General features: G+C 68.2%; 22 protein-coding genes. 6 read left to right on the top strand and 16 right to left on the bottom strand.

Annotated elements, in window-relative coordinates; translation table 11 throughout:
- Nucleotides 1–14 precede the first annotated feature (14 nt).
- A complete protein-coding gene (locus ACTWLI_RS05000) occupies nt 15–335 on the top strand; it encodes a putative quinol monooxygenase (RefSeq protein ID WP_445155564.1) in 321 nt (106 codons plus the stop codon).
- A gap of 10 nt (nt 336–345) precedes the next feature.
- Here the strand turns inward: ACTWLI_RS05000 and ACTWLI_RS04995 are convergent, their stop codons facing one another.
- Entirely contained in the window at nt 346–1,095 is a 750-nt protein-coding gene (locus ACTWLI_RS04995; protein ID WP_445155563.1) for an HAD family hydrolase, read from the bottom strand.
- A gap of 68 nt (nt 1,096–1,163) precedes the next feature.
- On the opposite strand from ACTWLI_RS04995, the gene ACTWLI_RS04990 reads away from it, so the two are divergent.
- On the top strand, nt 1,164–1,859 hold the full coding sequence (locus ACTWLI_RS04990; RefSeq protein WP_445155562.1) for a FadR/GntR family transcriptional regulator: 696 nt from the start codon (nt 1,164–1,166) through the stop codon (nt 1,857–1,859).
- On the opposite strand, the gene ACTWLI_RS04985 is transcribed toward ACTWLI_RS04990, so the two are convergent.
- From ACTWLI_RS04985 to ACTWLI_RS04970, 4 genes are read right to left on the bottom strand one after another with little or no spacing between them, the layout of a single operon-like run.
- The gene (locus ACTWLI_RS04985) at nt 1,856–2,515 is read right to left on the bottom strand and encodes a transaldolase family protein (protein ID WP_445155561.1); all 660 of its coding nucleotides are present in this window, start codon (nt 2,513–2,515) and stop codon (nt 1,856–1,858) included. The genes ACTWLI_RS04990 and ACTWLI_RS04985 overlap by 4 nt on opposite strands.
- A gap of 8 nt (nt 2,516–2,523) precedes the next feature.
- A complete protein-coding gene (gene rbsD / locus ACTWLI_RS04980; RefSeq protein WP_056736428.1) occupies nt 2,524–2,943 on the bottom strand; it encodes a D-ribose pyranase in 420 nt (139 codons plus the stop codon).
- Nucleotides 2,944–2,952: 9 nt separating this feature from the next.
- Nucleotides 2,953–3,906, bottom strand: a complete 954-nt coding sequence (locus ACTWLI_RS04975; protein WP_445155560.1) for a ribokinase — start codon at nt 3,904–3,906, stop codon at nt 2,953–2,955.
- A gap of 25 nt (nt 3,907–3,931) precedes the next feature.
- Nucleotides 3,932–4,801 carry a sugar phosphate isomerase/epimerase family protein gene (locus ACTWLI_RS04970; protein ID WP_445155559.1) on the bottom strand — a complete coding sequence of 290 codons (870 nt, stop codon included), beginning with the start codon at nt 4,799–4,801 and terminating at the stop codon, nt 3,932–3,934.
- A 186-nt stretch (nt 4,802–4,987) separates the two neighbouring features.
- On the opposite strand from ACTWLI_RS04970, the gene ACTWLI_RS04965 reads away from it, so the two are divergent.
- The 3 genes from ACTWLI_RS04965 (at nt 4,988) to ACTWLI_RS04955 (ending at nt 8,664) form a co-directional block, all read left to right on the top strand.
- A complete protein-coding gene (locus ACTWLI_RS04965; RefSeq protein ID WP_445155558.1) occupies nt 4,988–6,514 on the top strand; it encodes a sugar ABC transporter ATP-binding protein in 1,527 nt (508 codons plus the stop codon).
- Nucleotides 6,511–7,527 (top strand): ABC transporter permease, encoded by a 1,017-nt coding sequence (locus tag ACTWLI_RS04960; RefSeq protein WP_445155557.1) that lies wholly within the window; start codon nt 6,511–6,513, stop codon nt 7,525–7,527. The genes ACTWLI_RS04965 and ACTWLI_RS04960 overlap by 4 nt, the downstream gene beginning before the upstream one ends.
- A gap of 153 nt (nt 7,528–7,680) precedes the next feature.
- Nucleotides 7,681–8,664, top strand: a complete 984-nt coding sequence (locus ACTWLI_RS04955) for an ABC transporter substrate-binding protein (protein ID WP_445155556.1) — start codon at nt 7,681–7,683, stop codon at nt 8,662–8,664.
- Nucleotides 8,665–8,788: 124 nt separating this feature from the next.
- Here ACTWLI_RS04955 and ACTWLI_RS04950 read toward each other — a convergent pair whose 3' ends face one another.
- From ACTWLI_RS04950 to ACTWLI_RS04900, 11 genes are all read right to left on the bottom strand, one after another.
- Nucleotides 8,789–9,745 (bottom strand): phosphotriesterase family protein, encoded by a 957-nt coding sequence (locus ACTWLI_RS04950; RefSeq protein WP_445155555.1) that lies wholly within the window; start codon nt 9,743–9,745, stop codon nt 8,789–8,791.
- On the bottom strand, nt 9,742–10,656 hold the full coding sequence (locus tag ACTWLI_RS04945; RefSeq protein WP_445155554.1) for a shikimate dehydrogenase family protein: 915 nt from the start codon (nt 10,654–10,656) through the stop codon (nt 9,742–9,744). Before ACTWLI_RS04945 ends, ACTWLI_RS04950 begins: the two co-directional genes overlap by 4 nt.
- On the bottom strand, nt 10,653–11,288 hold the full coding sequence (locus ACTWLI_RS04940; RefSeq protein WP_445155553.1) for a bifunctional 4-hydroxy-2-oxoglutarate aldolase/2-dehydro-3-deoxy-phosphogluconate aldolase: 636 nt from the start codon (nt 11,286–11,288) through the stop codon (nt 10,653–10,655). Before ACTWLI_RS04940 ends, ACTWLI_RS04945 begins: the two co-directional genes overlap by 4 nt.
- Nucleotides 11,288–12,256 (bottom strand): NAD(P)-dependent oxidoreductase, encoded by a 969-nt coding sequence (locus ACTWLI_RS04935; RefSeq protein ID WP_445155552.1) that lies wholly within the window; start codon nt 12,254–12,256, stop codon nt 11,288–11,290. Before ACTWLI_RS04935 ends, ACTWLI_RS04940 begins: the two co-directional genes overlap by 1 nt.
- On the bottom strand, nt 12,256–13,758 hold the full coding sequence (gene xylB / locus ACTWLI_RS04930) for a xylulokinase (RefSeq protein WP_445155551.1): 1,503 nt from the start codon (nt 13,756–13,758) through the stop codon (nt 12,256–12,258). The genes ACTWLI_RS04935 and xylB overlap by 1 nt, the downstream gene beginning before the upstream one ends.
- Before the next feature lie 18 nt (nt 13,759–13,776).
- Nucleotides 13,777–14,361, bottom strand: coding sequence for a glucose-6-phosphate isomerase family protein (locus ACTWLI_RS04925; RefSeq protein WP_445155550.1), 585 nt, complete (start codon nt 14,359–14,361; stop codon nt 13,777–13,779).
- A 124-nt stretch (nt 14,362–14,485) separates the two neighbouring features.
- Nucleotides 14,486–15,313, bottom strand: coding sequence for a GntR family transcriptional regulator (locus ACTWLI_RS04920; RefSeq protein ID WP_445155549.1), 828 nt, complete (start codon nt 15,311–15,313; stop codon nt 14,486–14,488).
- An 89-nt stretch (nt 15,314–15,402) separates the two neighbouring features.
- Entirely contained in the window at nt 15,403–16,251 is an 849-nt protein-coding gene (locus ACTWLI_RS04915; protein WP_445155548.1) for an amidohydrolase family protein, read from the bottom strand.
- Entirely contained in the window at nt 16,248–17,204 is a 957-nt protein-coding gene (locus ACTWLI_RS04910) for an aldo/keto reductase (RefSeq protein ID WP_445155547.1), read from the bottom strand. Before ACTWLI_RS04910 ends, ACTWLI_RS04915 begins: the two co-directional genes overlap by 4 nt.
- Complete coding sequence (locus tag ACTWLI_RS04905) at nt 17,201–17,530, bottom strand: L-rhamnose mutarotase (RefSeq protein ID WP_056736400.1); 330 nt, start codon at nt 17,528–17,530, stop codon at nt 17,201–17,203. Before ACTWLI_RS04905 ends, ACTWLI_RS04910 begins: the two co-directional genes overlap by 4 nt.
- 4 nt (nt 17,531–17,534) lie before the next feature.
- Nucleotides 17,535–18,854, bottom strand: coding sequence for an enolase C-terminal domain-like protein (locus tag ACTWLI_RS04900; protein ID WP_445155546.1), 1,320 nt, complete (start codon nt 18,852–18,854; stop codon nt 17,535–17,537).
- Between the two features lie 188 nt (nt 18,855–19,042).
- Between ACTWLI_RS04900 and ACTWLI_RS04895 the strand changes: the two genes are divergently transcribed.
- Complete coding sequence (locus tag ACTWLI_RS04895) at nt 19,043–19,903, top strand: fumarylacetoacetate hydrolase family protein (RefSeq protein WP_445155545.1); 861 nt, start codon at nt 19,043–19,045, stop codon at nt 19,901–19,903.
- Nucleotides 19,904–19,923: the final 20 nt, after the last annotated feature.

Below are 19,923 nucleotides of genomic sequence, written 5' to 3'. Positions count from 1 at the left end.
CCGAAGGAGAGACCGTGCCTGTTGCCTTGTATGCCGAGTTCACCGCGAAGCCCGGGACGGAGGACCGGGTAGCCGACATGATGGCGGAACTGACCGAGCGGGTCCGCGCGGAGCCCGGGAACGTGGTCTTTGACCCGCATACCCGCAGGGACAACCCCAGGGCGTACTTCGTGTACGAGATATACCGGGACGAGGCGGCGTTCCAGGCCCACATCACGGCCGAGCACAGCCAGGCTTTCAACGCCGAGCTGGGCGGACTCATCGAGGAAGACGGCTCACAGCTCAGCTGGCTGGCCCCCGCGGCCGGGACGGCGCCACAGCAGGCCCCGGCCTAGGTGTAAGAGCCTAGGGAGCGGTGTCCCGGACGCCTTCCCGCCACCCGCCGCCGCCGTCCGGGCCGCCCGCCCGGGCCGCGGCCGCGGCGGCCTGAAGATCCCGGACGCTGCGCCCGGCCAGGGTGGGCCAGATAATCAGCCCGCCGGCAGCCGCCAGCGGCTCCAGGTGGGGAACTCCCAGCGTCGGCAACCCGGCAGCCCGGGCCGCCCTCGTTCCCGGCAGCGAATCCTCAATGGCCAGCACGTTCCGGCGCGACAGCCCGGGCCGGGGCCCGGCGAGCAGCGCGAACGCGGTCTCGTACGCCTCCGGATGCGGTTTTCCGTTGGTGACCATGTCCCCGGTGACGGTCTGCTCGAAGCTGCCGGCCGGAAAATGCCTCAGGATGTCGTCGACGATGTGTCGGTGCGACATGGTGACGAGGACGCACGGGATGCCGTGGGCCCGGAGGTCCGCCAGCAGCTCCGCCGCTCCGGGCCGCCACAACACACCCTCGCGGAGCCGGTCCCTTACGCCGGCCGTGACACGCTGCGCTATCTCCTCGACCGGGAGCCGCACCCCGGCGCGCTGCAGGACCCGGACCGAATCCGCCTGGGACCGGCCCATGATCGACTGGGCCTGGCTTTCGGTCCAGCTGCCACCGAAGCTCCCGACCAGGCCGGCCTGCACGGCTCGCCAATGGTGTTCGGTGTCCACCAAAGTGCCGTCCAGGTCCCACAGGACCGCCTCGAGCCGGGTCTGCCGGCGGTGGATGGTGGTCACGGTGCTCCTCCCTGCCGCGGTGCGCCCGCGGCCGCCGGGCCGTCCCGGCGGTGAACTATGCTGGGCCAATGGCCCTAACCGATGATGCGATCGCCAGGATCAAGGACATGATCCTTACCGGCGAATTGTCGCCTGGAGACAAGCTCCCCCCGGAAAACGAGCTGAGCGAGAAGCTCGGGCTCTCCCGCAGCTCGCTCCGGGAGGCCGTGAAGGCCCTTGAGACCATCCGTGTGCTCGACGTCAGGCGGGGCGACGGCACGTACGTCACGAGCCTGGAGCCGGCGCTGCTGAAGGAATCCGTAGCCTTCATGGTGGACCTGAGCCGTGACTCATCGGTCCTCGAACTGCTGGAGGTGCGGCGGATCCTGGAGGCCTCCGCGGCCTCGCTCGCGGCCCAGGCGATCTCGCCGGAGCAGCTGGCGCTGCTGCACAAGGAGATCGACGACGTCGACGTCGACTCCGCGGAAAACCTGGTCGAACACGACCTGAACTTCCACGCCCTCATCGCCGAGGCCTCGGGCAACTCCTATCTGGCCAGCCTGCTGTCCGGCCTGAACAGCCGCACGGTGCGGGCCCGGGTCTGGCGGGCCTTGACCCAGGAAGACGCTGTGGCCCGCACGCTGGCGGAGCACCGGGCGATCGCGGACGCCCTGGCGAACGGCGACGCGGAACTGGCCCGGGCCCTGACCATCATCCACGTCAGCGGCGTCGAACACTGGCTCAAGCAGTCCCTGCCGGGCAAGGAGAACCGCGCCGCCCGCTAAGCGGCGCCCTCCATCCGCGCGGATTCGGCTTCGAAGACCTCGACGGCGGCAGCGGTGAGCGGATCGGCGAAGAACTTCCGCCATGTCGCCGGCGCCAGGGTGAAGTGAGAGACCCCCAGCCCCGCCAAAGAAGCTATCTGGGCAGTCTCCCGGAGACTGGCGACAAGGAGCTTAAGCGGCGACCCGCCGGCGCTAATGAACTGCTGGATGGCCGCGATTTCCGCGGTCCCGTCGCGGCCGGCGTCGTTCATCCGGCCCAGGTACGGGGCCAGAAACTCGGCGCCTGCGGCCATCGCCGGCAGCGCCTGTTCCCGTGCGTAGACCGCCGTCACCAGGACCCGGGCCCCTCCCGAGGTGAGGGTCCGGCTGGCGGCGATGCCTGCCGCCGTGGCGGGGACCTTCACCACGACATTGCTGCCGAGGGACTGGATCCACGCGCCGCGGTCCTCCAGTTCGGCCTGGTTTGAGCCCCACGACTGGACGAAGACCGTACCGGCGCCGGCCGCGGACGCCCATTCGACCAGCTCCGGGATGCTGCGGTTCAGCACCCCGGCGCCTGCGAGGATGCTCGGGTTGGTGGTCAGGCCCGCGAAAAGCCCGCTGCGCAGCAACGGCTCGGCTTGTGCCCGGTCCGCCGTGTCCAGATAGAAATGCACGAAAGCTCCTAGGTCTCGTCCGGGCCGTAGGCGACGCCGGCATGAAGGATGATGTTGGCGTAGGGAGTGAACTCGCCGGACCGAACGGCGGCACGGGCGGAGGCCGTGCGGGCCTTGAACTCGGTGTGCGGGACGAAGTCCGGAACCACCCCCGCCGCATTCAGCCGCTCGAGGATGCGGCTGAGCATCGCGGGGCTGGCCTCGCGGATCTCCTCAGCCAGGGTGGCGCCTTCAATCACCACTTCGGCGAGGACCGCGTCCAGGACCGCCAGGAACGGCGGCTCGGACGGGAAGTAGGCAAGGTCGACGCGTTCGACCGCCGGCGGGATCGGCAGGCCGGCGTCGGTCACCACGAGCGTGTCCGTGTGGCCGGTTTCGGACACCACCCGCGAGAGCTGGGGGTTGAGGATTCCATGGGTTTTTCTCATGCTGCGCTCCTAGCGGCTTGGGACGTGGGCGGAAAGGAAAAGGTCGACGTCGTCGGTGGCGGGCAGGCTGGGGGAGGCGCCTTTCTTGGTGACGGCCAGGGCTCCCGCTGCCATCGCGCGCCGGATGGCCTCGTCAATGGACAAGCCTGCGGCGAGCGAGGCGCCCAAATAACCGGAAAAGGCGTCGCCGGCGGCGGTGGTGTCGACGGCGGTCACGGGGTAGGAATCGAAGACCGTCTGCCGGTCGGCCGTGACGAGGACCGCCCCGGCTGAGGCGAGGGTGATGATGGCACCGCCGGTACCCTGCGCCAGGAACCATTCCCCGGCGCGGACCGCGCTCGCCGCGTCCGTGACCGGAATGCCGGTAATCAGGCTCGCTTCGGTCTCGTTGGGCGTGACAAAATCCACGCTGGCCCAGGTCTCCCGGTCGAGGGCGGCAGCCGGCGCGGGGTCGAGGATGACCGTCAACCCGGCGGTCCGGGCCGCTCGGACCGCGTGCGCGGCGGCCTCGCGGGGGATTTCCAGCTGGGTGAGCAGGACCGACGCCCGCGGCGCGAGGCGGGAGACCGCGTCGGAAATCTGGTCCGGAGTCAGGTGGTCATTGGCGAGCGGCACCATCACAATGTCGTTTTCCCCGGAATCGTCCACCCGGATGTGGGCTATCCCGGTGGGGGCCTCGACCACCCGCAGTTCGCTGGTGTCCACTCCGTGCGCCTCCAGCCCGTCGGTGACCAGAGGCCTGAACAGGTCATTGCCGACGCACCCCACCATGAAGGACGGAGCGCCCGCCAGCCCGCTGGCCACGGCCTGGTTGGCTCCCTTGCCTCCGAGCAGCAGGGTGAACTCCTCCCCGAGGATCGTTTCGCCTCTCTGGGGCAGTCGTTTTGAAAAAGTTGTGACGTCGGCGGTGATACTTCCGACGATAATGACGCCGTCGCGCCCGTTTTCGCTGGTGGTAGTCATATGTTAGCCCCTATAGATCGGATGTTTAGTGCTTGGCGATGGAGGAAACCGCCGCCAGCTGGCCGCGGATGAATGCGTTGGCGTGGGCGCCCAGGTCCGCCGAGTCCTCCCAGAGGTTGCGCCATACGCCCAGGGTGTTGCTCAGGTTGTCATCTACGACGGCGGAGGAGAACGACTCGAAGACCACCGGCCCGTCGTAGCCGACCAGCGCCAGGCCGCGGAAGAAGGCGCCGAAATCCACGCTTCCGGAGCCGAGATAGCCGCGGTGGCTTTCGCCGATGTGGACGTAGCCCAGCCTGGCTCCCGCCGCGAGCACCGGGCTCAACAGGTCCGGTTCCTCGATATTCATGTGGTAGGTGTCGAGGTGCAGGAACACGTTGTCATGGTCGATCTCGTCCATGAAGGCAAGGGCCTGCCTGCCGGTGTTCAGCAGGTTGCTCTCGTACCTGTTCACCACCTCCAGGCCCAGCCTGATACCGAGCTTCCCGGCGCGGTCCGCCAGCCGGTGCAGGGCGGCGGCGCTGTTCTGGCGGCCGGCCGCGGTGGGTGGCCGGTCGTACTTCTGCATGGCGCTGTAGAGCACGCCGCACAGGTAGTCGGCCTCCAGGTCGTGGACGAGTTCGAGGCACTTGTTGAGGGTCGCCTCGCCCCTGGCCACCACGGAGGTGTCCTCGCTGCTGAGGTCGGTCCCGGCGGTCAGGCCGAGGGATGCGGTTGCGGCCAGGCCGTGGTCCCGCAGGGCCCGGGACGCCTGTCCTGGATCGAAGGACCAGGGATCCATGAGCGGGATTTCGAGCAAATCGAACCCTGCCTCGCTCGTCGCGCGGGCCGACGCGGCGAAGGAAACCGGGTCCAGCGAGCCGTTCCAGACCAGGCTGTGGCAGCCAATCATCATATGTTTCTCCCGTAACGATTTCTAAACATCCGACCAAAGGGTGTGTTTTAGGTCATATTTGACCTTACTCTAGTTATGGGCCAAGGATAGATACATCAAGATACAAGTTGGCTCCGGGCAGTGCCGCCGCCCAACGAGTACCGGCCGCGAGGCATCAGCGTTATCTCCGAAGAAGTAGGTGAGACAGTGGGTGAACCACTACTGAAGGTCGAAGGGATCAGCAAGAGCTTTCCCGGCGTCCAGGCCCTGAGCGACGTCCACTTTGACGTCCACAAGGGCGAGGTTATCGCGCTGGTGGGCGAAAACGGGGCGGGAAAGTCCAGCCTGATGAAGATCCTGTCCGGCATCTACGAGAAGGATGCGGGCACGATCTACCTTGAAGGCGTGCCGGTGCAGATCGACGGTCCGCGGCATGCCCAGGAGCTGGGCATCATCATCGTCCATCAGGAGATGAACCTGATGCCGCACCTTACGGTCGCCCAGAACATCTACATCGGCCGGGAGCCGCGGCGCCTGGGCGGACTCCTGCTCGACGAAAAAAAGCTGAACCGGCAAACCGCCGAACTGCTTGACCGGCTTGGGATCAAGGAGTTCGCGCCGACGGACCTGATCGAAAACCTGACGGTCGCGAAACAGCAGATGGTGGAGATTGCCAAGGCACTGTCCTTTGACGCCAAGGTCGTCATCATGGATGAGCCGACGTCGGCGCTGACGACCTCCGAAACGGAGACCCTGTTCCGCCTGATCAACGACCTGCGCGACCGCGGCGTCGGGGTGATCTACATTTCGCACCGCATGGAGGAACTGCGCCGGATCACCGACCGCATCACCATCCTCCGCGACGGGAAGTACATCGCCACGATGGACACCGCCACGGCAAGCCAGCACGAGGTGATCAAGCTGATGGTCGGTCGGGAGATCGACGAAAATGCCCGGCCGGAGAATGTGCGCCGGGACAACGTCGACGATGTGGTCCTGCGGGTGCAGAACCTGAGCACGCGCAAACTGCTCAAGGACGTCAGCTTCGAATTGCGGCGCGGGGAGATCCTCGGCTTCTCCGGCCTGATGGGCGCGGGGCGGACGGAGCTTGCGCGGGCCATCATCGGCGCGGACCGGATGTCCGCGGGCCAGATCTTCGTCAACGGCAAGGAGGTCAGGATCGGGCAGCCGGCGGACGCCGTCAAGCACGGGATCGGCTACCTCTCCGAGGACCGCAAGGCCCTGGGGCTGCTGCTGGACCGGGATGTGAACACGAACATCCTGCTGTCCTCGCTGGCCAACTACACCAACCCGGTCGGCTTCATGAAGTCGGCGCCGGGCAAGGGAACCTCACAGAAATACATTGACTCGCTGCGTATCAAGACCCCGTCGATGTACGCGACGACGAAAAACCTGTCGGGCGGCAACCAGCAAAAAGTCGTCATCGCCAAGTGGCTGGCCCGCGACTGCGACATTCTCATCTTCGACGAGCCGACCCGCGGCATCGACATCGGAGCCAAGGAAGAAATTTACCGCTTGCTCAACGACCTGGTGGCGCGGGGCAAGTCGATCATCATGATCTCCTCGGAACTTCCGGAGGTCCTCCGGTTGTCCCACCGGATCATGGTGATGGCCGGAGGCCGTATCACCGGGGAAATCGACAGCGACGGTGCTGATCAAGCAACAATCATGGACTACGCCACACGGGTGGAGCAGCAGGGAGCGGAAAAATGAGCGAAGTAAAGTCTGAACCGCGCACGCAGGCGCCGGCGGGTGCCGCGACGCGCGAGGCGCCCGGGGGGTCGTTTTTGCGCCAGCGGCTGCAGCAGTCGTTGGCCTTCGGGACGTTGATCGTCCTGCTGGTGTTCTTCTCCCTCGCCAGCAGTAACTTCTTCACCTGGACGAACATCTCCGGCATCCTGCTCTCCACCGCCGTGATCGGCATCCTGGCCTTCGGCACCACGCTGGTCATCATCACGTCCGGAATCGACCTGTCCATCGGCACCGGCATGACCCTGTGTGCGGTGGTAACGGGCCTGCTGCTGGTGAACTTCCAGTTGCCGTTGTACATCGGTGTGCTGGGAGGCATCGCCACCGGGGCGCTGATGGGGTTGATCAATGGACTGAATGTCTCCGTCCTGAAGCTACCGCCGTTCATCGCCACCCTGGCCATGATGCTGATCGCGCAGGGGCTGGCCCTTGTCCTCTCCGGCGTGCGTCCCATCTACTTCAGCAAGGTCAAGGGCTTCAAGGACATTGCCCTGGGCCAGCTCATCCCCGGGCTGCCCAACGCCGTGCTGATTCTGCTCCTGACCGGCGTCGCGGCGTACCTGGTGCTCGGCAAGACCCTGCTGGGCCGCTACATCTTCGCGATCGGCAGCAACGAGGAAGCCACCAAGATTTCCGGCGTCAACACCGGCAAGTGGAAGATCCTCGTCTACACGGTCGCAGGCATCTTCACCGGCGTCGCGGGCGTTGTGATCGCCGCCCGGCTCGACTCCGCGCAGCCGCAGCTGGGATCCGGCTACGAGCTGCAGGCGATTGCCGCCGTCATCATCGGCGGCACGTCCCTGCTGGGCGGCCGGGGATCGGTCCTGGGCACCCTGATCGGCGCCCTCATCATGAGCGTGCTGATCAACGGCCTGCGCATCATGTCGGTGCAGACCGAATGGCAGACCGTCGTGGTCGGCATCGTGATCCTGGTCGCCGTCTTCACCGACTCGCTGCGCCGCCGCCGGGAGGCGTAGGCAGCCCGCCTGCCCGGCGCCCCGCGGCGCCGGGCAGGCGGGAAAAGATTGCTCAAAAAATAACTTGTATCTACCTGTACTTAACGCAGTAAAGCAACAACAATGATCTAGGGCCCGCAATGTTGCCGGCCCGCTCACTGGATGGAGATTTACATGAAACTCGGTAAAAAGGCCCTCGCGGCGGGTGCTCTCGCTGCAGCTCTTTCCTTGACCGCCTGTGGCGGCTCCGGCTCGGCAGCCCCCAGCGGCGGCAGCGACGGCGGGACCCCGTACGTGGCCATGATTTCCAAGGGCTTCCAGCACCAGTTCTGGCAGGCCGTGAAGAAGGGCGCCGAGGACAAGGCCAAGGAGCTCGGGGTCAAGATCACCTTCGAAGGCCCGGCCGCAGAAACCGAGATCGACTCGCAGCTGCAGATGCTCCAGGCCGCCATCGACAAGAAGCCGACGGCCATCGCCTACGCCGCCCTGGACCCGGAGGCCTGCGTACCGGCCATTGAGCAGGCCAAGGCCGCCAACATCCCCGTGGTCCAGTTCGACGCCGGCTGCAAGAGCGACTACCCGGTCAACCTTTCCAAGACGAACAGCATGGACGCCGGCGCCATGGCGGCCGACCACATGGCCGAGCTGATCGGCAAGAGCGGGGAAATCGCCGTCGTCGGCCACAGCCAGATCAACAGCACCGGCGTGGAGCGCCGCGACGGATTCCTCAACGAGATCAAGGCCAAGTACCCGGACATCAAGGTCGTTGATGTCCAGTACGGCGACGGCGACCACCTGAAGTCCGCCGACATTGCCAAGGCCATGATCCAGGCGCACCCGAACCTCAAGGGCCTCTACGGCACCAATGAAGGCTCGGCTGTCGGCATCGTCAACGCCGTCACCGAGCTTGGCCTGAAGCCCGGCAAGCTCACCGTCATCGGCTTCGACTCCGGCAAGGCCCAGCTCGACGCGATCCGCAGCGGCCTGATGGCCGGCGCCATCACGCAGGACCCGATCGGCATGGGCGCGGCCACCGTCCAGGCGGCGATCGACGCCTCCAAGGGCAAGTCCCTGGAAAAGGTCACCGACACTCCGTTCTACTGGTACGACAAGAACAACATGGACGACGCCAAGATCGCCGCGGTGCTCTACCAGTAAAGGCGCCACTGCCAGCACGTAAAGGAGGCCCCGGACCGCAGTTCAGCGGTCCGGGGCCTCTCCGCGTCCGGGGCGTTTCCGCGTCCGGGGGTGGATGTGCCGGCCCAGGGAGTATGGCGGGCTCCTATCCGGGTTGCGCGCTCCCGGTCCACTGCAGCACGGCCGCGGCGTTCCCGCGCAGGATGCGGTCGACGGCGGCGGTGCCGACGCGGGCCTCGAGGCGCGGTAGGAAGCGTTCGGCCAGGTACGCCAGGCCGGGCATGCCGCCGTAGGAGATGTACCGGGTGCGGCGTGCGACGTCTCCGCCGAGGAGCAGCCGGTGGCCGCCGCCACCGGCCAGGACCTGCTCGATGAGATCGATGATTTCGGCGTCAGAGCGGCCCTTGGGCCGGGCCATGCCGTCGTAGCCGAGGTAGGCGCCCCGGGAGGCCAGCTCCAGGTGCAGTCCGGCGTCGGGGTTGCGGTCGGCATGGGCCAGGATCACCCGGGACTCCCGGACGCCCGCGGCGGACAGCAGGTCCAGGACCTCGTGGGCTGCCGTGCAGAATTCCAGGTGCACCATCACCGCAGCCCCCGTCGCCGAGTGGGCGACCGCCGCTGCGGCGAGCACCCGGCGTTCGAAGGCGGTGATGGACCAATAGCCCACTCCGGCCTTCAGCAGCCCCGCGCGTACCGGCGCCTCAGCGCAGGCCGCAGGCGATTCTTCGGGCACACCGCAGCCGGTCGTGAGCTCGGCGGTAAAGCGCCGGACGAGGCGCTCCTCCGGTTCGCTGCGGAGCCAGTGCCCCTCCGGGTAGTGCGCTTCGCGGTGGGCGCCGGTGGTGGCAACGATGTGCAGCCCGGCGGCGGCCGCTATGCGCGCCGTCGCCGCCGGGTTCCGGCCAAGGCCGAGCGGGGTCGCCTCCACCATCGCGGTGGTGCCGGCGCCCCGCAGCAAGGCGGCCTCACGGCCGGACAGCAGCTCGTCGTCCAGCTCGTCCCCGGGCAGCAGGGGAGAGGACTGGAACAGGTGCTCGTGGTAGTTGGTTGGGCCCAGCCGGTCCGGCGCAATGTCGCCAAGGACCGTGCGGACGAAGCTCATCTGGCCCCTGCCGCGGCGTCGGCGAGCCGGTCCAGCACTTCGCCGGTGAGCTCGACGTCGAACACCTCCGCGATGACCTGGCTCCAGCCGTGGATGAAGTAGCGCCAGCCGTCCACGACGGTCAGCTGGCGCCGTTCCTCCTGCGCGCGGGCCTGGGCGAGGAACTCCAGGGAGCCGCGGTAGTTGAACTCCCAGACGATTGCCTCCCGCGGAAAGTCGACGCCGTCGGGGACGGGGGAACCGGGCCGGTCCTTGCCGAGGCCGCTGGCGTTGACCACCAGGCTCCCGGCGGGAGCCTCGGCCAGCACCCGGGCCGTATCCTCCGGGCGTTCGACCAGGCGGTACTCAAAGAGCGAGGCGGGCAGCTGGCCCCGGGCATGGACATCGGCGAGGTGCTGGAGCCGGACAGGACTGGTGTCCGTGCAGATGATTTTCTCCGGAGCATCGGCGTGGCCGGCCAGGTACCAGGTCAGGGCGGTGCCGGCACCGCCCGCACCCAGGCAGATGACGTGCGCGCCGGTCTCCTTGAAGTGGCCCGGCGGCAGGAATTCCTCGAGGGCCAGGCCCGCCGTGATGGGGTCCTTCGCGTGGCCGATCAACCGGCCGTCCCGCTTGGAGATGCTGGAAATTTCCCCGCAGAGCGTGCCGAACTCGTCGATCTCGTCGAAGAGGTCGTGCGCGGCCTGGTACAGGTCCATCTTGTGCGTCGTGACCAGGGCGCCGCGGTGGCTGGCGTCGTCGCGGATCCGGGTGACCAGTTCCCGGTATTGGTCGCGGCCGGCCCCGAGGGGCAGGTCGTGCCCGGTGAGGCGGTCGGTGGGCAGGTGGAGGATGCGGGCCCACTCGGGGAAGATCTTCATGATCGACGATCCCGAGGTGGTCACCCCGACAAATCCCATGTAGCTGCTCATGCAAAAGTCCTTTCGAGTGCGGCGCTGAAGCTGCGGGCGTTCTCACGCACGAGGTCGTAGCGACCGGCCGCCAGATCGGCGGTGGAGCAGAGGTCGCCGCCGGCGCCGACGGCGACTGCGCCCGCCGCGAACCAGTCGGCGATGTTGCCGGGGGTGACCCCGCCGGTCGGCATGAGGGGCACGTCGGGCAGGGGGCCGCGAAGGGCCCGGAAGTACGACGGGCCGCCGAGGGAGGCCGGGAAGATCTTCACCACGTCGGCACCGAGGCCTACGGCCGTGAGGACCTCCGTCGGCGTCAAAGCTCCGGCCATGACGAGCGAGCCGGTGGCCTTCATGGCCGCGACGGTCTCCGCGACCGTGCCCGGGCTGACCAGGAACTCCGCACCGGCGTCGACCGCGTCCTCCGCCTGGCGGCGGGTGAGGACCGTGCCGGCCCCGAGGTAGACGGCGTCGCCGTACTCGGCGCGCAGCGCACGGATCACAGCGGGGGCGTCCGGGGTGGAGTAGGTGATCTCCAGCCCGTTCACGCCGCCCTCGAGCAGTGCCGCGGCGCCGCGCAGGGCGCTTTCAGTGTCAGGGGCACGCACGACGGCGAGGACCCGGGTTTGCCTGAGTTTGGAAAGATCGGCCATTAGTTCACTTTCAGGGGAGTCGGGCTGACGGGGTTGGGCGGCGTCCGCCCTTCCAGGACGGCGAGCAGGTTGTCGACGGCGATGGAGCCCATGCCGTCGACGGCCTGGACGGTCTGCGCGCCGAAGTGCGGGGTGATGACCACCCGGGCCGCGAGCTGCGGGTCCAGGACGGGGGAGTCCTGCCCGCTGGTGTCCCCGCGCAGGGTGTCCGCCGCGAAGGCCGCGAGGTCTCCCGTCTGCAGGGCAGCGGCCACGGCGGCCTCATCCACCAGTTCCGGACGCGCGGTGTTGACCAGGACGACGGGTTTCGCCGTCGCGGCGAGCCAGGCGGTATCGATAAGTTGCTGGCCGCCCGGGGCGTGCAGCGAGATCACGTCGCACGTGGCCGCCATCCCCGCCAAATCCAGCGGTTCGGCGCCGAGGGCGCGCACTTGTTCCGGGCTCAGGAACGGGTCGGAGGCGTACACGGCGGAACCAAACCCGCCCAGCAGGCGGGCGACAATCTGCCCGATCCGGCCGAAGCCGACCAGTCCCACTGCGAGCGAAGCCAGCTCCCGGCCCCGGATGACCGACCAGTCGCGGGCCCGTACGCGGCGGTCGCCTTCCGTGACCGTCCGCAGGGCGGCCAGCATGAGGGCCAACGCATGTTCGGCGACGGCGTTTGAATTGGCGCCCGGGGTGTTGGTGACCACGACGCCGCGCTCGGCCGCCGCGCGGACGTCCACGGACTCGAAGCCGACGCCGTAGCGGGCGAGGACCTTCAGCCGCGGGGCCGCGTCCAGGTGGCGGGCGGTGACTTCGCCGGTTCCGGCGATCCAGCCTTCCGCCACGGCAAGGTCGGCGCCGATGGCGGCCAGGGAGTGGTCGGCGGGGCCCCGGCGGATCGTATAGCCGCCGCGCTCCAGCCGGGACACCAGGTCCTGCTCGCCGGAGGAAAAGGACCGCGAGGTGACGAGGACGACCGGCATCAGTGGTTCCCCCGTCGGCCGGGGAACCACGGTTCCAGCCGCCCGTAGGCGTCCAGGAAGGTCTGGTGCGCTGAGCGGTAACGCTCATGGGCTTCACGGTCCGGCTGGAACTCTGCAGTCACCCGGGACAAGTCCCGTGCGGTGCCGAAGTCATCGACGAGCCCGAGCCCCACGCTGGCAGTGACCGCCGCGCCGAGGCTGTTGGCCTCTTCGACGATGCTCCTGCGCCGGACCGGCAGGCCCCAGACATCCGCCATGATCTGCAGCCAGGTGTCACTGGCCGCGCCGCCGCCGATCGCGTCGATCCGGCTGATCGCCGCCCCGGACTCGTTGAAGGCGTTGATGCAGGTCCCCAGGTTGAAGGCCACCCCTTCGAGGACCGAGCGGATCATGTTCGCGCGTCCGTGATGCATCTCCAGGCCGACGAAGGCGCCGGCGGCCTGCGGATTCCAGTAGGGTGAGCGCTCGCCGAGCAGGTGCGGGAGGAAGAACAGCCCGGACTCGCTGGCGGCTGCCGTTGATGCCTCGGCGATGAGCCGGTCGAAGCGGCCCTTCTCGCCGGGGTCGGAGAACAGCCCGGCGGCCCATTGCAACGAGGCCCCGCCGGCCTGCATGGTCGCGGTGGGGACATATTTCCCGTCGATGACGTGGTCGAACGTCATGGTCCGCCGGAGCGGGTCGATCAGCGGGGCCGCAGTGACGATCTGCACCCAGGAGGAGGAACCGAGGTAGACGTAGGCCTGGTCGTCTTCGGAGACGACGCCGGCGCCCACGGCCGCAACGGGGCCGTCACCGCCGCCCATCACCACCGAGGTCCCCGTGCCCAGCCCCGTGGCAGCCGCCGCGGCGGGGGTGAGGGGGCCGACGACGTCGGTCGATTTGAGGATTTCCGGAAACAGCCCCGGGTCGATCCGGGCCGCGGACAGCATCCGCTCCGACCACGTGCCGCTGGCCTGGTCGTAGGCGTTCGTCGCCGAGGCATCCGAGTGGTCGGTCGCCAGCCGGCCGGTCAGCCGGTGCACGACGTAGTCCTTGGCCAGGCAGATGTGGCGGACGCGGCTGAAGACCTCGGGTTCGTTGTCCCGGACCCACATGACCTTGCTCAGGGAATACGTGGGGTTGATGCGGTGGCCCAGCATGGCGTAGGCCTCCTGCTCGCCAAAGGCTGCCGCGAGTTCGTCGGACTGGGCGACGCTGCGGTGGTCGGCCCAGATCAGGGCCGGCCGGACCGGAGCGTAATCGCCGTCAAGGAGGACGGCGCCCATCATCTGCCCGCCCACGACCAGGCCCCGCACCGCTGCGGGGTCCGCCCCGGATTCGGCCAGGAGCTTTCGGGTCGCCTGGACCACCGCGTTCCACCAGACGTCGGGATCCTGCTCGGCGCGGCCGCCGGGGGCAAAATGCGGTTCGTAACCGATAGTGACAGCCTTCAGCAAGGTGCCGTCGGCCTCGTGCAAGGAGGCCTTGTTTCCCGTCGTGCCGAGATCGTGGGCGATGATCATGGGACCGGTCCTTCCGTCCTAGGCCTGCGCCGCGAAGAAGGGCGCGAATTCGTGGCCCGAGTCCGAGGAGTAGACGCGCTGGCCCATGCCGTTCTCCAGGACCCAGCCGTAGTCGTGGCCCGCACCTCCGGGATACACCGCAAGGAACTTGTAGGGTTCGGAGCCCACGTTGACGCTGCGGTGCGCCCAGCCCGGCGGGATGTAGCCGATGACCCCGGGGGCCATATCCACCCAGGAGGTGTTCTCGCCGTCGAACATCAGCAGGCCGCCCTGCCCCGAGATGCCCAGGTAGATCTCGCCCTGGTGGTTCGGGTGCTGGTGGCCCTTGGTCATCCAGAATTCACCGGCGGTGGTGCCGGGCTCGATCGTGGTGATCGACTGCGGCAGCTCCCGGTCAACTTCGGGGACGGGGGTGGAGACAACGGAGTACACGACCGGATTGCCGTTGGCGACGGCTTCTTCCCAAGCCTCCTTGTCCGCGAACAGCCCCTCAAGATCGGACATCCGCCGCTCAAGTACGGGCCCCTCGGGCGTCAGGGTTCCCGCCTGGGCATCGAAATGGATGGTCATGGGCGGAACCGGCGGGGTGATGAAGTCGCTCACGGCAGATGTCTCCTGGTAATCAACTGGGAATGTTGCCCTCCCGGGCAACCTGTAATTACAGGTTACATGCCGGGAGGGTCCAAGGGAATCGTTTGCGAATCGGGGACCGGGCAGCTCCGGGGTGCTACCCCGTGGTGACGCGGTGGAAGCCGGCGGTGCCCGAGGCGTCCGATGTGGCGTCAATGACGACCTCGAAGCGGCTCTGGTCGCCGCGGTGGTGCGCCACGAAGAACTCCAGCGGGTGGTCCGCGGCGTCGTAGACGATACTCCTGAGCTGCATGAGCGGGGCACCCTTGACGATCCGGAGCGCCTCGGCCTGGCTCTTGGTTGCCACCGTCGCCTCGACGGAGCGGATGCCGTGGTGGGCCCGGATGCCGTTGCTGGCCAGCAGGGCGTAGAGGGACTGGTTGCGGAAGTCCGCGCCGAGCACGATGTCAGCCATATCGCCGGGGAGGTAGGTGGTGGTCAGGGACCAGGGGGAGTCCTCCACATAGCGGAGCCGCTCCAGCACTACGACCTGTTCACCCGGCGGGACCCGCAGCGCTTCGGCCACCGCCTCGTCGGCCGGGACCAGCTCCTGGCGGCGTACGTCGCTGTAGACGCTTCCACCGCGGGCCTCCACGTCCGCGTAGAGGCCGCGCAGGGTATGGACCAGGCTCTCCGAGACCTTGCGTGGCGCGACGAACGTCCCCTTGCCCTTGACCCGTTCGATGACGCCGTCGTGCTCCAGCTGGCCGAGCGCCTGCCGGACGACCGTCCGGGAAACGCCGTACAGCTCGCACATGCCGTGCTCGCCGGGGAGGCGGTGGCCCGGAGGCAGTTTGCGGGTCGCGATCTCCAGGATCAGCTGGTCGCAGAGCTGTTTGTACATGGGCAGCGACGCGTCCTTGACCATCTTGGCAGGAGAGGCCTCGCTCGCCGCCACGGCGGCTGCGGCTGGGGGGTTTGTCATCAAAGTGCGCCATTCTGTGCGTCGGGCATCCACACGCCTGACGGTCATTTTAGACCGGGGCGGCCGGGGTCCGGGCGGGAACGTTCAGGCTACCCTGCGTCCGGGGTATATACCCGGCGAGCCGTGGCGCCCAGCACCGCGTCCTGTTCGGCCGGACTGAGCGTCCCGATCAGTTCCTGGAGCGCAAGCCAGGTCGGCTGGTAGCCCCCGCCCGGAACAGAGACCGGCCAGTCGCCGCCGTACATGAGGCGTCCGGGACCGAACAGCTCCAGGGCGTCGTTGAACACCGGTTCCAGGGCGGCGGGTGTATATTCCGTCCCCGGAATACGAAGGCCGGAAAGCTTGGCAACGGTGTTGGGGCGGGCTGCGCAGGCCCTCAGCTCACTCCGCCAGCGGCCCATGGCCTTCGGCTGCCCGAGCGGCGGCTTGCCCAGATGGTCGATGACCACGGTGAGCCCGGGCAGCGCCCCGGCGAGGTCCGCCGCCGCGCCCAAATGGCGGGGGAAAGCGTCCGGGACGTCGAAGGGCAGGCCGGTGTCGGCGAGCAGGCGGAGCGATTCGCGCACCGGGCCCAAGGCGAGGAAGTCATCCCGCGGATCGTCGTGGACGAGGTGCCGGACGCCGCAGAATTTCTCCGCCTGCAGCCACCGCTCCAGTTGCGCGCCCGCGCGGGCAGGCTGGTCGAGTTGGATCCAGCCGACGACGCCGAGTACCCAGGGTTCCGCGGCGGCGGTTTCCAGCAGGAACTCCGTGTCTTCGACCGTGTCATCGGCCTGGACCAGGACGGCTTCCGCGACGCCGGCCGCGTCGAGTTCCGCCCGGGCTGCGGCGGCGGTGAAATCCCGCTTGAGGGCCGGGGCCGAATCGAGCCAGCGGTAGCGGCTGCGTCCCAGGCTCCACAGGTGCAGGTGCGAGTCCACGATGCCGAAACCAGTCATCGGGCGACCAGCCCCTCCGCTTCGAACTTCTCCCAGAGTTCCGGGGGCAGGGTCCGGTTCATGGCGGCGATGTTAGCGTCGATCTGCCGGGCTCCCCGGGCCCCGATGACGACGTTGCGGACGGCTGGATGACGAAGCGGAAACTGGATTGCCGCTTCCGGCAGCTCCACGCCGAAAGCCGTGCACGCGGCGGCGAGCTGCCGGGCCCGGGACAGCAGTTCCGGAGGCGCCGGGAGGTAGTTGTAGTGGGCGGTCGCCGGGACCCGCTGCCGGGCCAGGATGCCGGAGTTGAAAACGCCGGCGGCCACTACCCCCACGCCGCGCTCCAGGCACCGGGGCAGCAGTCCTGCCACCGCATGCTGCTCGAGCAGGGTGTAGCGCCCGGCGAGCATCACCAGATCAAGGTCGGCGCGCTCGACGAGCATGTCCAGCGCGCCGGCAGAGTTTGAGCCCACCCCGATGGCCCGGACCAGGCCCTCGGATTTCAGCCGCTCCAGCGCGGGCAGGGCATTTTTCAGGGCGGCGTCCATGTCGTAGGCGTCAGGGTCGTGCAGGAAGAGGATGTCGACGCTGGGGATGCCAAGCCGTTCCAGGGAGTCCTCGAGGCTCTGCCGGATGCCGCGTTCGGTGAAGTCCCACCGCCGGATGCTCCGGGCGGGCACGTCGAAGCCCTCGGTGTCCCGGTCGCCGGGCCGGTACCCGGGGTTGGGTTCCAGTATGCGGCCGACCTTGGTGGAGATGACGTAGTCCTCCCGCGGCCGGGTCCGGAGAAAGGCGCCGAGGCGGCGCTCAGAGAGGCCCAGCCCGTAGTGCGGGGCGGTGTCGAAGTAGCGGATCCCGCCCTGCCACGCGGCTTCCAGGGTCCGCAGGGCTGCCGCGTCGCCCAGGTGCGAATAGAGATTCCCGAGCGCGGCGGCTCCGTATCCCAGCCGGCCGAGCGACAGCTGCGTCATTGCTGTGCGAGCTCCCACACCAGGGGGATGCCGCGGTCCTCGCCCGAGTAGTCGTCCTCGACCTCCAGGAGCTCGGCCATCTCGGCCTGCCAGGGAATGTTGGCCGGATGGTCGGCGAGGAATTTGCGCATTTTCGCGTAGTCGTCGACTTCCACCACGTGGAACAGCTCGCGTCCGCTGCGCCAGATGCGCCAGCTGTGGACCCCGATGCCGCGCATGGCGGCCGCGAGGTCCGCGGGAATCCGTGTGTGGATCCGGTCATAGTCGGCCTCGCGGCCGGCCTTGAGCCGGGTATGCAGCGCGATGCGTTCCGGTGCTGTGCCCATTGGTTCAGCCTGCCACAGCATGGGCCGGCCGTGCCCACGCCGGGCCGGAGGGGAAAGCGAACTCCGCGAGCGAGGCCGCGATCATCTCGCTGCCGCCGCCCGGGGCCGCAGGCGGCCAGTAGCGGCCACCACGGACCTCGACGGGGACGACGAAATGCTCGTGCAGGTGGTCGACGAATTCGATCATCCGGCCCTCCAGCTGGCCGGATACGGCCACGTAGTCGAACATCGAGAGGTGCTGGACTGCCTCGCACAACCCGACGCCGCCGGCGTGCGGACAGACGCGGACACCGAACTTGGCGGCAAGCAGCAGGATGGCGATGTTTTCGTTTACTCCGGCCACCCGTGCGGCATCGAGCTGCAGCACCTCCAGGGAACCGGCCTGCAGCATCTGCTTGAAGACGACCCGGTTTTGGACGTGCTCACCGGTCGCGACCGGAATGGGCGCGATGGCGCGGGCGATAGCGGCATGGGCCAGGATGTCATCGGGGCTCGTCGGCTCCTCGACCCAGGCAAGCTCGGCGTCGCCCAGCCCCCGGATCCAGTCGATCGCCTCGGCGGTGTCCCAGCGCTGGTTGGCGTCGACTGCGATCTTTACTCCCGGGCCGCAGGCCTCGCGGGCCACGCGCAGGCGACGGACGTCATCGCCGAGGTCGGCGCCCACCTTCAGCTTCACCAGGGGGAAGCCGTCCGCAACGGCCTCGCGGCACAGCCGGGCCAGTTTGGCGTCGTCGTAGCCGAGCCACCCGGGCGTGGTGGTGTAGGCCGGGTAGCCTTCCCGGAGCAGCCGCGATTCCCGCTCCTGGCGTCCGGGCTCGGCGCGCCGGAGGATGTCCAGCGCCTCATCGGGGGTGAGCGCGTCGCTGAGGTAGCGGAAATCCACCAGGCCTACGAGTTCCTCCGGCGAAAGCCGGCCGAGCAGTTGCCACAGCGGCAGTCCGGCCCGCTTCGCCTTCAGGTCCCACAGGGCGTTGATCGCGGCGCCGATGGCCATATGCATGACGCCCTTCTCGGGGCCGAGCCAGCGCAGCTGGGAATCGTGCACCATGGAGCGCCAAGCGGCCCCCATGTCGTCAAGGAGATCTTCGGTGGTCCGTCCCTGCAGGTATGGGACGAGGGCCGAGAGTGCGCTGGCCACAACTTCCGTGCCGCGTCCGATCGTAAACACGAAGCCGTGGCCGGCATGGCCGTCCGGGGCATCTGTCTCCACGACGAGGTACGCCGCCGAGTAATCCGGGTCCGGGTTCATCGCGTCGGAACCGTCCAGGGAAGTGGACGTCGGGAAGCGGACGTCACTGACCGTCACGGCGGTAATGGTGCTCAAGGGTAACTCCTCCTGCTGCGGGACGCCGGGATAACTCAGCGCCCGGCGGGCGGTGCATTCGACAGTAAACATCCGATGTATGGCTTGTCAACGAAGACTGCGCCGGTATTGTGGTGTGGGACACCTTTCCGCGTGGTGGCTTTGCCCGCGGGATAGCAGTGGGCAAAGTTGCCCGATTTGGAGGAAATGTGAAGTTGGTTCGCCTGGGCGCCGTTGGCGCGGAACGCCCCGCCGTCGTCGATGCCGGCACGGACGGCGTCGAAAAGACATATGATCTCTCACCGTTGACGCCGGACATTTCCGGGGAATTCCTGGCCGGTGGGGGGATCGACGCCGTACGCGAGGCGCTCCGGCGCGGGCAGCTGGAACCGGTCGAGACCGACGGGCTCCGGGTCGGCGCCCCAATCGCCAGGCCGTCGGCCGTCATATGCGTCGGGATGAACTACGCCGCCCACGCCGCCGAGTCGGGCTCGCTGCCGCCCGAGGTCCCCATCATCTTCCTCAAGACACCCAACACCGTGGCGGGGCCGGATGACACCGCCTACATTCCCCGCAATTCCACCAAGACCGACTGGGAAGTCGAATTGGGTGTGGTCATCGGGCGGCGCGCCAGCTACCTGGACTCGCCGGCGGACTCCGCCGCGCACATCGCGGGTTACCTGGTCGCCAACGACCTCTCCGAACGTTCCTTCCAGATCGAAGAATCCGGAGGCCAGTGGTCCAAGGGCAAATGCTCCCCCGGGTTCTCCCCGCTGGGGCCCTGGCTCGTGCCGGCCGACGAAGTGGACCCGGGCCGGCTGCGGCTCCGCAGCTGGGTCAACGGGGAGCCCCGCCAGGACTCCAGCACCGCGGACATGGTGTTCCCGGTCGACTTCCTGGTCCACCACCTCAGCCAGTACCTGACTCTGGAACCCGGGGACGTCGTTCTCACCGGCACCCCGCAGGGCGTGGCCCTGTCAGGGAAGTTCCCGTACCTCAAGGCCGGCGACGTCGTCGAGGTCGAAATCGAGGGCCTCGGCCGGCAGCGGCAGGTCTTCGCGCAGTCCTGACCCCGCTCCCCGCCCGACTT

This window comes from Arthrobacter sp. Hor0625, assembly GCF_052567525.1.
This window is presented reverse-complemented; position numbering and strand designations above follow the sequence as displayed.